Source organism: Micromonospora sp. NBC_01405, assembly GCF_045040155.1.
GTDB lineage: Bacteria > Actinomycetota > Actinomycetes > Mycobacteriales > Micromonosporaceae > Micromonospora.
In genome coordinates, this window is record NZ_CP109532.1 from 1919498 (window position 1) to 1931333 (window position 11836).

Genomic DNA, 11836 nt, shown 5'->3' on the forward strand with positions numbered 1-11836 from the left:
GCGTGCCCGGCGTCAGAAGTCGCCGCCCCCGAAATCGCCCCCGCCGAAGCCCCCGAAATCGCCTCCGCCGAAGTCACCGCCCTGGTCGCCCCCACCGAAGTCGCCGCCCTGGTCACCGCCGCCGTCGAAGCCCTCCTGGCCGCCGGCCTCGGCGCCGTACCCCGGGTCGGCGAACGCCGGCGAGAAGAGCGCGTCCGCGATCAGCATCCCGCCGAGCACCCCGGCGCCCGCGCCGAGCGCGGTCTTCCACCACGGCGTCGAGTACCAGCCGGCCGGCACCGGCCGCCCCTGCATCCGGCCGCCCGGGTAGTAGTAGGGCGTGGCCCGGCCGGGCTGCGGGCCGGCCCGGAAGGTCTGCCCCTGCACGTTGACCTCGCGCTCCCGGGTGAGCTGGCCGGCACCCTGCGCGGAGGCCAGCGGCGGCAGCTCGGGGCCGGGGTCGATGCCCAGTGCGATCCGGGCCGCGCGGGCGTACGCCAGCCCCTCCAGGGCGGTCTCCCGGGCCAGCCGGAACTGGTGGACCGTGCGGGCCTGCTCCAGCTGGCCGCCAGCCGCGTTGTACCGCTCGCCGGCGTCGACCAGGGCCTGCCGCACCGCCGGGTCGTCGCCGTGCAGGTTCATCACCTGGCCGCCGAGGCGTTCGTACCAGCGCTGGGCGTCGGCGCGCGCGTCGGCCAGGCTGCGGGCCGCCCGGGCCGCGCTCTCCCGGCGCCACCAGACGAGACCGCCGACGAGCAGCGCCACCAGGATGACCACGAGCAGAAATTCCATGCTCTCGAACGTACCCGGCGTCGTCACCTCGTACCCGTTTGGCAAGCTCTGGTGATGAGCTTCTCGACGCTGGCCGTGGTGGTGTTCTGTCTCACCGCCGGCTGCGCGCTGGGCTGGTTCGCCGCCCGCTCCCGGGCGGCGGCCGACATCGCCCGGCTGGAGGCCACCCTCGCCGCGACCCGGGAGGGCGAGGGGCGGCTGGAGCAGTCGATGCGGGCGCTCAGCTACGAGGCGACCGCCCAGTCCCAGGAGGCGGTGGCCCGGGCGGTCGCGCCGCTGCACGACACCCTCCGGCGCTACGAGTCCCGGGTCGCCGACCTGGAGCACGTCCGGGTCGACGCGTACGCCGAACTGCGCGAGCAGGTCCGCGCGATGAACACCGTCTCCGGCGAGCTGCGTACCGAGACCAAGCAGCTCGTGGCGGCGTTGCGCGCGCCCCAGGTACGGGGCCGCTGGGGCGAGCACCAGCTCCGCCGGATCGTCGAAGCCGCCGGGATGTTGGAGCACTGCGACTTCAACGAGCAGGTCACCGCCGCCACCGACCACCAGGGGGTACGCCCCGACCTGGTGGTCCGGCTACACGGCGGGCGCACCGTGGTGGTGGACGCGAAGGCGCCCTTCGACGCGTACCTGACCGCGATGGAGGCGCGCGACGAACGGGGCCGGAACACCCAGCTCGACGCGCACGCGAAACACCTGCGGGCACACGTCGACGCGCTGGCCGCGAAGTCCTACTGGGCGGCGTTCGACTCGACCCCCGAGTTCGTGGTGCTGTTCGTGCCCGCCGACCCGTTCCTCGACGTGGCGTTGCAGCGCGACCCGACGCTGCTGGAGCACGCGTTCGCCCGCGACGTGGTGCTGGCGACGCCGGCCACCCTGGTGGCGCTGCTGCGTACGGTGGCGTACTCGTGGCGGCAGGAGTCGCTGGCCCGCAACGCGGTCGCGGTGCACTCGCTGGCCCGCGAGCTGTACGGCCGGCTGTCCACCCTGGGTGACCACGTCGGCAAGCTCGGCGCGTCGCTCGGCGGGGCGGTGACGGCGTACAACCGGGCGGTCGGCTCGCTGGAGGCGCGGGTCCTGGTCAGCGCCCGCAAGCTCGCCGAGCTGGGCGTGTCCGACCAGGAGCTGGCCGTCCCCGCGCAGGTCGAGGTGGCCCCCCGCCAGCCGCAGGCGCCGGAGCTGGCGGAGCCGACCTCGGCTGTGGCCGACCGGCCCCGGGCGGCGACGGAGCGCTAGCTGTCGCGGATCGTCACGTTGTTGACGGCTCGAGGAGCTCCGCCTGGTGCGCCGCAGCCCACTGGGCCAGTTGCGCGAGTGGGCCGTTGGCGAACGACTCGCCCAGCGGCGACAGCTGATAGACGACGCCGCGACGCCCCGGCGCCCGTTCGTCGTTGCCCCGTCGGGTGATCAGCCCTCGCGCCAGCAGCCGTTGCAGCGCCTGCGTCAGGACCTTGTCGCTGATGCCCGCGATGCGTTCCAACAGGTCGTTGCGCCTCGTGGGGCCGGCGCGCAGTGCCGACAGGACGACGGGATCCCACGCGTGGTTGATCAGTTCGACTGCCGTGCGGACATGACAGTCCGACACGAATGTCTGGCAGGTCCCGTCGATCATCCTCCCAGTGTCGCAGCGATCTCCTACCAGGTGGTAGGAACCGCCGTCCTAGCGTTTCCCAGGTCATCCACAGATCGAGGAGATCACCGTGAACGTAGGAATCCTGGGAACCGGCAACCTCGCCACCGCGCTTGGCCGAGCATGGGCGGCGGCAGGCCACCCGGTCGTGGTGACGGGGCGCAGTTCGGGAAACGCCAGCCGGGTCGCCGGCCAGATCGGCGGCGCGGCTGAGGCTGTCGAGCCCGCCGACTTCGCGGCACGGGTCGACGCGGTCGTTGTCGCGGTCGCCTGGGAGGGCCTGGAGGAGTCGCTCGCCCTCGTCGGCGCGGCCGACGGCTCCCTGAGCGGCATGACGGTGATCGACTGCACCAACGCCGTCGACTTCGCCACCGGGCAGCTGAAGCCGACGTCGGGTTCGGCCGCGGAGCTCGTGGCCCGCCTCGCGCGGGGCGCGCACGTGGTGAAGGCACTGCACCTGTTCGCCGGAGTGTCCTGGCCCTACGCGGGGCCGCAGGACTCGGCACCGGTCGTGGCGATCTGCGGCGACCAGCCCGAGGCGCTGGAACGCGCCGGAGCGCTGATCGCGGACCTCGGCGGACGGACTGCGGTGCTCGGTGGGCTGACCAGTGCGCGCCAGCTGGAGGAGGCCGCGGGGTTCGTCATGCGGGTCGTGGCAGCGGGGTCGAACCCCAGGTTCGCCGTCCCCGATGTGGATCCGGCGTCGTTCAACACGGCATCGGCCAACTGACCATCGGGGCGAATCGTCCTGGTCCGCGTTGACATCCAGCGGCACCGGCAGCCCGCCCGCGTCGGGCGGGGACGGGCTGCCGGGTCGTCTCGTTCAGTCGGGGGTAGGGGTCAGCCGCGGCGGGCGGACTCGACGACGAACGGGATGCCCTGCTGGCAGGTGGTCATCATGTCGGGCTTGGCCTGGCCGGTGACCGTGACCTTCGTGCCGGGTGCGAGCACGTCGGCGGGGCCTCCGATGAGCTGGTGGCCGTCCAGCAGCCGGCAGCCGGGCTCCACCCCGGCCTCGACGGTGCCCGTCAGCGTGGCCGCGCCGGGGCCCGGCGGGCGGCTCGGCCCCTGCGGGGTCTTGGTGGGCGTCGACGGGGGCGGCACGGCGGCGGTCGGGTCCGTCGGTCCGGTGCTGGTCGCGTCGGTCATCGGCGATCCTCCCGAGGGGCTGGAGGCGGGCGTGCCGTCACCGGCCCCCTGGCCGCCGCAGGCGCTCAGCGCGGCGCAGACGACCAGGGCAGCGAGGGCCATCCGAGGAGTCTTCATACTTGTTCGGACGCACCCGGACGACGATCCGTTCCGACGCCGGTGCTGGTTCGTCGCCTTCGGCGGCGAACCAGCACCGGACCGGACGGGTGAACCGCCGGGCAGCCCGACCGGCAGGCGCGACGGCCGCCGGTTGGCCGTCGGGCGCCGGACGGCCGTCGGGCGCCGGACGGCCGTCAGGCCCGGGTGACCGCCGCGGCGGCGGCCTTCATGTCCCGCTTGAGCTCCTGGGGCAGGGAGAAGATCAGCCGCTCGTTGGCGGTCACCACCTCGTCCACGTCGGTGAAGCCCCGCTCGGCGAGGTGCGCCAGCACCTCCTGGACCAACTCGTCGGGGACGCTCGCGCCCGAGGTCAGCCCCACGGTGCGAGCCTCGGTCAGCCAGGCGTCGTCGATCTCGTGCGCGAAGTCGACCAGGTGGCCGGCGCGGGCGCCGGCGTCCAGGGCGACCTCGACCAGCCGGACCGAGTTCGACGAGTTGCGCGAACCGACGACCAGCACCACGTCGCACTCGGGGGCGATCTCCTTGACCACGTGCTGCCGGTTGGAGGTGGCATAGCAGATGTCGTCGCTGGGCGGCGACTGGAGCAGCGGCAGCCGGGACTTGAGCCGGGCCACGGTCTCCAGGGTCTCGTCGACCGACAGCGTGGTCTGGGAGAGCCAGACCACCTTGCTCGGGTCGCGGACGGTGACCTTGTCGGCGTCGCCCGGGCCGTCGACGAGCTGGATGTGCGCGGGGGCCTCGCCGGCGGTGCCGACGACCTCCTCGTGCCCCTCGTGGCCGATCAGCAGGATGTCGTAGTCCTCGGCCGCGAACCGCTTCGCCTCCTGGTGGACCTTGGTCACCAGCGGGCAGGTCGCGTCGATCGCCTTGAGTGAGCGGACCTTCGCCTGCTCGTAGACCTCGGGGGCGACGCCGTGCGCGGAAAAGATCACGGTGGCGCCCTCCGGCACCTCCTCGTTCTCCTCCACGAAGATCGCGCCCTGGTCCTCCAGCGTTCGCACCACGTGCTTGTTGTGCACGATCTGCTTGCGCACGTAGATCGGGGCGCCGTAGAGCTTCAACGCCTCCTCGACGGTCTGCACCGCCCGGTCGACGCCCGCGCAGTAGCCGCGGGGTTTGGCCAGGAGCACGCGCTTGCCGGTCTGGGGGGTCGCCTGAGCCTCGGTCACCCGCCCATCCTACGTGCCGGCCCCGAGCCGGGCGGCCGCTGCGATCCCCGCCACAGCCCCCGCCGACCGCCGGGCTGGTCCCCCAGCCGTCGACCGGAGGCCGCGGGATTCGGCCCCGCGAGACGCCCCGCCGGCGACGCGGGACCCGTGATCGTCAGGGGCGTCCGTAGGGTGAGGGGGTGAGCGCGGGTGAGAGCGGGCGGAGCAGCTCCGAGGAGCCGTGGCCGGTACGGGTGGTCAGCCAGAAGGTGGGGGCGTGGATCGCCCGGCTCGGCTGGGTGTGGGTCGACGGGCAGGTGGCGCAGATCAGCCGGCGGCCCGGGGCCAGCACCGTCTTCCTCACCCTGCGGGACCCGGCGGCCGACCTGAGCCTGACCGTGACCACCAACCGGGACGTGCTCGACGCGGGCGCCCCCGAGCTGCGCGAGGGCGCCCGGGTGGTGCTGCACGCCAAGCCCGAGTTCTACGCGGCCCGGGGCACGCTGAGCCTGCGCGCCGACGAGATCCGTCAGGTGGGGCTCGGCGAGCTGCTGGCCCGGCTGGAGAAGCTGAAGAAGCTGCTGGCCGCCGAGGGGCTGTTCGACCGGGCCCGCAAGCGGCGGCTGCCGTTCCTGCCCGGGCGGGTCGGGTTGATCACCGGCCGCGCCTCCGCCGCCGAGCGGGACGTGCTGACCAACGCCCGTCGGCGCTGGCCGGCCGTGGAGTTCCGCACGGTCAACGTGGCCGTGCAGGGCGCGGGCGCCGTCACCCAGATCGTCGACGCGCTGCGGGTGCTCGACGCCGACCCGACCGTCGACGTGATCGTCATCGCCCGGGGTGGCGGCGGCATCGAGGACCTGCTCCCCTTCTCCGACGAGGCGCTGTGCCGGGCGGTGTTCGCCTGCCGTACGCCGGTGGTCAGCGCGATCGGCCACGAGGCGGACGCACCGCTGGTCGACTACGTCGCCGACGTGCGGGCCTCCACGCCGACGGACGCGGCCAAGCGGGTGGTGCCCGACCTGGGCGAGGAGCTGCGCCTGATCGGACAGGCCCGGCACCGGCTGGAACGGGCCGTGCGCAACCTGGTCGACCGGGAGTCGCACCGCCTGGACGGGCTGCGGTCCCGGCCGGTGCTGGCCCGGCCACAGGTGATGGTGGAGCAGCGGGCCACCGAGGTCGCCGCGCTGCGCCAGCGGGCCGGGCGTTGCCTGGACCACCGCCTCGGCGCGGCCGGGGAGGAGCTGCGGCACACCCTGGCCCGGCTGCGCGCCCTCTCCCCCGCCGCCACCCTCGACCGGGGCTACGCGATCGTCCAGCGGGCCGACGGCCACGTGGTCCGATCGGCCGGCGAGGTGGGCGGGGGCGACCCACTGCGGGTACGCCTCGCCGAAGGCGAGCTGGCCGCGACGGTCGACGGTTGAGCGCGGGGGCGAGCCGGCCGCGACGGTTGAGCGCGCAGGGCGAGCCGGCGGAGCGAGCGGCGTGACGCGGCGAGCCGACCGGGCTGGCGTGACGCGGCGAGCCGACCGGGCGGCTCGGTACGGAACGGCGGAGCGCCCGGCGTGGCGGACGGACGGGGATGTGCTGGGATGGGACCGATGACTGACGAGAAGAACGCCGGGGCGGACGCGCGGCTCAGCTACGAGCAGGCCCGCGCCGAGTTGGCCTCGGTGGTGGAACGGCTGGAGACGGGCGGCACCTCGCTGGAGGAGTCGCTGGCGCTCTGGGAACGCGGCGAGAAGCTGGCCGCGATCTGCCAGCGCTGGCTCGACGGCGCGCGGGCCCGGATCGACGCGGCCCGTCAGCAAGGGCCGGACGCCTGACGGCGGGTGCGGGGCGGCAACGGCCGGCCCCACACCCGCCCGAGCCTCAGCTGAACAGGTTGTACAGCTCGTTGGGAGCCTCGACGACCTGGGCCGCCGGCGGGCGCTGGGCGGCGCTCGCCGCACCGTAGTCGGCGTACGTGATCTTGATGTCCTGCGCCTTGTTCTGGCCGGACGCCGGGATCTGGATGACCAGCTCGCTGAGCCGGCCCTGCGGGTCCAGCTTCGCCGTGAACGGCAGCGAACGGGCCTGCTGGCCGAGCGTCTTGATCAGCTCGGCGTTCAGCGAGCCGGCCTCGGCGGCCTTCGTCACGTCGATCGTGCCCGCGTACGCGCCCTCGCCGGTCTGCCGGACCTCGGTGACGCCCTGGGTGAGCACCTCGCTGCCAGCCGGGTCGACCTTGTCGAAGTCGAAGGCCAGGTTGCGGTTGCCCTTGATCCGGGTCTGGTCGAGGTGCTGGTACTTGCCGAGGTTGAGGTTCTGCACGCCGGGCAGCTTGGCCGCCTGGCCACCGAGGTCGAGCTTGACCCAGCTGTCCGGCTTGAGGTGCACCAGGTCCAGCTTCATCGACACGTCCGAGGAGGCGTCGCCGATGGTCAGCTTCATCTCGGCGCTCTGGCTCGGCTCGTGCACCCGCCCCTCGGCGGTGGTGCCGACGCCGGCCATGGTGAACCGGAAGTTTCCGTTGCGGATCTCGTTGGTCGAGTTCAACAGGGCCTGCTTGGCGTCGCCCGTACCGGGCGAGGCGCTCCCCGGGGTGGCGCTGCCGGAAGCCGCGATGCCGGAAGCCGTCGGGGACGCGGAGGACCCCGCCTCTCCGGTTCCGGTGCTGTTGCAGGCTGCCAGACCAGGGGTGAGCAGCGTCGCGGCGAAGACCGCTGCGCTGAAGCGACGAATGGTCACGTGAACCTCTCCAAGTGGGTCGTCCGGCCCGCGCAGGGCACCGGAGGCGTCGCGCCGTAGCCCGAGCGCTGGCTCCGACGCACGAGTCCCGTCCGGCTGGCTGCGCCGACGAGGTCGCACACCTTCTGTTCCCTGTCGCCGCCTTCGGCAATCCCTGTCCGGTCCATCCGTCCCGCCGCCCCACGCGGGCGGCCCGCCCTAACGGACGGCGTCGGCGAGCCGGCGCAGCTCGTTCTCCCGGGCGTCGCCGACCACGATCACCGTGCGGTCCGGTTCGAGCAGCACGAGGGCCTGCTCGTTGCCCCGGGCGGTGTACCGCTGCCAGCTGCGCCCACCCAGCTCGGTGGGGCCCTGGGGCTGCCCCTCGGCGGTCAGCTCGGCGGGCAGCAGCTGCTCGGGTGGCACGCTGCTCTGCACGAGCTGGGCGCCCCGCCCCTCCGGGGTCAGGTAGCCGATCCGCAGGCTGGAGCCGCCCTCCACGCTGCGGTAGCTGGCGCTGACCGTCTTCCAGTCGTCGCCGAGCCCGGTGGGCTGGCTCACCGGGAACGCGTTGGCCGCGTGGGCCTGCTCCAGCGCCGGGGCCGGGTCGACGGTGCTCGGCTGGTCGCCCCCGAGGAAGCCCCGGTAGAAGGCCAGCAGCAGGACGATGGGGACCAGCAGCACCAACAGCGAGATCGCCATGTCCTTCGGCGACCGCTCGGACCTGCTCTTCTCTTTGCCGGCTGCCGGTCGGCCCCCGGGCCGACCCGGCGACGCCGCCGGCCCGGCCGGGGACGGCGCTGGGCGCTCGCCCGGCCCGGTCGGGGACGGCGCGGAACGCTCGTCCGGCCCGGTCGGGCGGGTGGACGCCGGCTCGACGAGGGCCGGCTCCCCGGCCGTGGCCGGCGGGGTCGGCTCCGACGGAGCGGGCGTCGCAGGGGTCGGCTCGGTGGGGGTGCGCTCGGCGGGCTGTGCGGGATCCACCTCCCCATCCTTCCAGGCCCCGACGAACGAGAAGCGGCCCACCACCACCGGCAGCCGGCGCGTTTCCCAGCCGGCCGGGGTGAGCGGGAGCAACGGGGTGACCCGTTCCACCGACCGGTTGGCGGGAAGGTGGCCACCAGCGCCCCGACCCGGCGATAAGTTGACGATCGTGTGAGGATCAGCGACAAAACTGGCGGTGGCGACGACCGCGTGCCGCCGGTCCACCCCGCAACGTCGCGAGGAGGAAGCCGTCATGACGAGCACCAGGACGCGGACCCCCCAGGATCTGGACCGCAATCTCGCCCTCGACCTGGTCCGGGTCACCGAGGCGGCGGCGATGGCCGCCGGCCGGTGGGTCGGCCGGGGCGACAAGGAGGGCGGCGACGGGGCGGCCGTCGACGCCATGCGCAAGCTGATCAACTCGATCCCGATGCGGGGCGTCGTGGTGATCGGCGAGGGCGAGAAGGACAACGCCCCGATGCTCTTCAACGGCGAGGAGGTCGGCGACGGCACCGGCCCCGAGGTGGACGTCGCGGTGGACCCGGTCGACGGGACCACGCTGATGAGCAAGGGCATGCCGAACGCGCTCGCCGTGCTCGCCGTGGCCGAGCGCGGGGCGATGTTCGACCCGAGCGCCGTCTTCTACATGGAGAAGCTGGCCGTCGGCCCGGCCTACGCCGACGTGGTCGACATCAACGCCGGGGTGGCCGACAACCTGCGCCGGATCGCCAAGGTCAAGGGCACCGACATCTCCGAGGTCACCGTCTGCGTGCTGGACCGCCCACGCCACGACGACCTGGTCACCCAGATCCGCCGCGCCGGGGCCGGCATCCGGTTCATCTCCGACGGTGACATCGCCGGCGCCATCGCCGCCGCCCGCGGCGAGTCGGGCGTCGACGTGCTGATGGGGATCGGCGGTACCCCCGAGGGGATCATCGCCGCCTGCGCCCTCAAGTGCATGGGCGGGATGATGCAGGCCAAGCTCTGGCCGACCGACGCCGCGGAGCGGGAGAAGGCGCTCGCCGCCGGGCACGACCTGGACCGGGTGCTCACCACCGACGAGCTGGTCACCGGCGACAACTGCTTCTTCGTGGCGACCGGGGTCACCTCCGGCGACCTGCTGCGCGGCGTGCGCTACCAGGCCGGCGGGGTGTTCACGCAGTCGATCGTCATGCGCTCCAAGAGCGGCACGATCCGGGTGATCGACTCCTACCACCGGCTGGAGAAGCTGGCGTTGTACTCGGCGATCGACTTCGACGGTCGCCCGTTGGCCGAGCAGGAGTGACGGTCACCACCACGACCGCGCCGCCGACTTTGACGGCCGGCCGCCGGATCACCGGCGTCGGGCTGGCCGTCGCCTCCGGGTCCGCCGTCGCCGTGCAGTCCCGGATCAACGGCGAGCTGGGCGTACGACTGGCCGACGGGATCGCCGCCGCGGTGGTGTCGTTCGGCCTCGGCCTGCTGGTGCTGCTGGTGCTGGTGCCCGCCACCCCGGCGGGGCGGCGGGGCCTGTCCGCGCTGCGGGCGGCGCTGGCGGACGGGACGCTGCGGCCGTGGCAGTGCCTCGGCGGCGTCTGCGGCGCGTTCCTGGTGGCCAGCCAGGGGCTGACCATCGGCACGCTCGGCGTGGCCGTGTTCACCGTGGCGGTGGTCGCGGGACAGTCCGGAAGCAGCCTGCTGGTAGACCGGGCCGGGATCGGGCCGACCGGCCGCCAGGCGGTCACCCCGAACCGCCTGGTCGGCGCGGCGCTGACCGTGCTGGCTGTGCTGCTGGCGGTCGGCGACCGGCTGGGCGACCCGGGCACGCTGAGCCTGGCCGTGCTGCCGCTGCTGGCCGGGATCGGCCTCGCCTGGCAGCAGGCGGTGAACGGGCGGGTCAGGGCGGCCTCCGGCAGCGCGCTGGCCGCCACGCTGGTCAACTTCACCGTCGGCACCGTCGCGCTGCTCGTCACGTTCGCGGTCGGGGTGGCCGTCCGGGGCGGCCCCGCCGGAAGCCTGCCGACCGAGCCGTGGCTCTATCTCGGCGGGCCGATCGGCATCGTCTTCATCGCGATCGCGGCGGCCATCGTGCGCTTCACCGGGGTGTTGCTGCTCGGCCTGGCCACCATCGCCGGCCAGGTCATCGGTGCCGTCCTGCTCGACCTGGTGCTGCCGACCGCGGCCTCACACCCCGGCGTGGCCACGCTGCTGGGTGCGGCGCTCGCCCTGGTCGCGGTGATGATCGCCGCCCGCACCCCGGCCCGCCACCGGTAGGGAGGGCTCCGGCTCAGCGCCGACGGTCACCGGCCGGCGTCCGGTCGACGGGCGGGGTGACGCCGCGCAGGGCCGCGACGGTCTCGGCGAGCGCCCGGTCCAGCGGGGTCGGCGTGAGGCCGAGCGTGGCGGTGGCCGCGGTCGAGTCGAGCAGGTACGGCCGGTCGAACTGGTAGGCGGTCTCCCGCAGCTCCCGGGCGAACGGGTTGACCAGTCCGCCCAGCCAGAGCGCCGGGTACGGCAGCCGGGTGAGTCTCGGGGCGGGGGCGCCGGCCAGGACTGCGGCCCGGGTGGCCAACTCGCGGGCGGAGACCGCGGGCGGGCTGGGCACGTGCCAGGCCCGGCCCCAGGCGCGCTCGTCGGCGGCGACCGCCACCAGGGTACGGGCGACGTCGTCGACGTACGTCCAGGTGTGCGGGGCGTCGAAGTCGACGGGCAGCACCACCCGGCGGCCGGCGAGCACCCCGGGCAGCAACATCATCGGCAGCGAGGTGGCTCCGGCGCCCAGGTAGTCGGAGCCGCGCACCTCGGTCACCCGGACCCGGCCCGCGCGGTGGGCGGCCAGCGCCTCGGCCCACATCCTGTTGCGGACCCGCCCCTTCGTGCCGGGGGCCGCCGGCGGGGTCGCCTCGGTCATCGGGCCGTCGACCGGCCCGTACCCGTAGAGGTTGCCGACCGTGACGAGCACCGCGCCGGCGCGCTCGGCGGCCGTGAGCAGCGCGGCGGCCAGCGGCGGCCAGTCGATCGGCCAGCGGTGGTACGCCGGGTTGGCGCAGTTGTAGAGGGCGACCGCGCCCTCGGCAAGGGCGGCGAGCCGGTCCGGGTCGGCGGCGTCGGCGGCGACCCGCTCGACGGTCGGGTGGCCCGGGCCGGTCCCGCGCCGGGTGACCACCCGGACCCGCTCGCCGGCGGCCGTGAGGAGGCGGGCGGTGGCGGTGCCGACGGGCCCGGCGCCGACGATCACGTGCAGCGACATCACAGATCACCTTTCGAAGCATGAGTACGACTAGAGAGCACTGCTCTCGATGTGGCCCACCCAGCATGCAGCCCCGCCCAACCACCAGTCAAGAGCAGT

The 11836-nt window shown here is 74.1% G+C and carries 13 protein-coding genes; 6 read left to right on the top strand and 7 right to left on the bottom strand.

Annotated elements, in window-relative coordinates; translation table 11 throughout:
- Positions 1-12: 12 nt before the first annotated feature.
- On the bottom strand, positions 13-771 hold the full coding sequence (locus OG559_RS07390; protein ID WP_405113707.1) for a hypothetical protein: 759 nt from the start codon (positions 769-771) through the stop codon (positions 13-15).
- Between the two features lie 54 nt (positions 772-825).
- Here OG559_RS07390 and OG559_RS07395 point away from each other — a divergent pair, with 54 nt between their 5' ends.
- Positions 826-2007, top strand: coding sequence for a DNA recombination protein RmuC (locus OG559_RS07395; RefSeq protein ID WP_405113709.1), 1182 nt, complete (start codon positions 826-828; stop codon positions 2005-2007).
- 13 nt (positions 2008-2020) lie between these two features.
- Here OG559_RS07395 and OG559_RS07400 read toward each other — a convergent pair whose 3' ends face one another.
- Positions 2021-2383: a winged helix-turn-helix transcriptional regulator gene (locus OG559_RS07400; RefSeq protein WP_405113711.1), complete on the bottom strand. Its 363-nt coding sequence runs from the start codon at positions 2381-2383 to the stop codon at positions 2021-2023.
- An 82-nt stretch (positions 2384-2465) separates the two neighbouring features.
- Between OG559_RS07400 and OG559_RS07405 the strand changes: the two genes are divergently transcribed.
- A complete protein-coding gene (locus OG559_RS07405) occupies positions 2466-3131 on the top strand; it encodes an NADPH-dependent F420 reductase (RefSeq protein ID WP_405116456.1) in 666 nt (221 codons plus the stop codon).
- 110 nt (positions 3132-3241) lie between these two features.
- On the opposite strand, the gene OG559_RS07410 is transcribed toward OG559_RS07405, so the two are convergent.
- Positions 3242-3667: a hypothetical protein gene (locus tag OG559_RS07410; RefSeq protein ID WP_405113713.1), complete on the bottom strand. Its 426-nt coding sequence runs from the start codon at positions 3665-3667 to the stop codon at positions 3242-3244.
- Positions 3668-3843: 176 nt separating this feature from the next.
- Positions 3844-4839, bottom strand: a complete 996-nt coding sequence (locus tag OG559_RS07415) for a 4-hydroxy-3-methylbut-2-enyl diphosphate reductase (protein WP_405113715.1) — start codon at positions 4837-4839, stop codon at positions 3844-3846.
- Between the two features lie 179 nt (positions 4840-5018).
- Between OG559_RS07415 and xseA the strand changes: the two genes are divergently transcribed.
- Together xseA and OG559_RS07425 are read left to right on the top strand one after the other, a co-directional pair.
- On the top strand, positions 5019-6239 hold the full coding sequence (gene xseA, locus OG559_RS07420; protein WP_405113717.1) for an exodeoxyribonuclease VII large subunit: 1221 nt from the start codon (positions 5019-5021) through the stop codon (positions 6237-6239).
- Between the two features lie 177 nt (positions 6240-6416).
- Positions 6417-6641, top strand: coding sequence for an exodeoxyribonuclease VII small subunit (locus OG559_RS07425; protein WP_405113719.1), 225 nt, complete (start codon positions 6417-6419; stop codon positions 6639-6641).
- Positions 6642-6687: 46 nt separating this feature from the next.
- On the opposite strand, the gene OG559_RS07430 is transcribed toward OG559_RS07425, so the two are convergent.
- Together OG559_RS07430 and OG559_RS07435 are read right to left on the bottom strand one after the other, a co-directional pair.
- Positions 6688-7545, bottom strand: a complete 858-nt coding sequence (locus OG559_RS07430) for a hypothetical protein (protein WP_405113721.1) — start codon at positions 7543-7545, stop codon at positions 6688-6690.
- Between the two features lie 198 nt (positions 7546-7743).
- The gene (locus tag OG559_RS07435; protein WP_405113723.1) at positions 7744-8508 is read right to left on the bottom strand and encodes a DUF4245 domain-containing protein; all 765 of its coding nucleotides are present in this window, start codon (positions 8506-8508) and stop codon (positions 7744-7746) included.
- Between the two features lie 253 nt (positions 8509-8761).
- On the opposite strand from OG559_RS07435, the gene glpX reads away from it, so the two are divergent.
- Both glpX and OG559_RS07445 read left to right on the top strand, forming a co-directional pair.
- Positions 8762-9793 carry a class II fructose-bisphosphatase gene (gene glpX, locus OG559_RS07440; protein WP_161687061.1) on the top strand — a complete coding sequence of 344 codons (1032 nt, stop codon included), beginning with the start codon at positions 8762-8764 and terminating at the stop codon, positions 9791-9793.
- Positions 9794-9822: 29 nt separating this feature from the next.
- On the top strand, positions 9823-10761 hold the full coding sequence (locus OG559_RS07445; RefSeq protein WP_405116458.1) for a DMT family transporter: 939 nt from the start codon (positions 9823-9825) through the stop codon (positions 10759-10761).
- 13 nt (positions 10762-10774) lie between these two features.
- On the opposite strand, the gene OG559_RS07450 is transcribed toward OG559_RS07445, so the two are convergent.
- On the bottom strand, positions 10775-11737 hold the full coding sequence (locus tag OG559_RS07450; RefSeq protein WP_405113725.1) for an NAD-dependent epimerase/dehydratase family protein: 963 nt from the start codon (positions 11735-11737) through the stop codon (positions 10775-10777).
- Positions 11738-11836 lie beyond the last annotated feature (99 nt).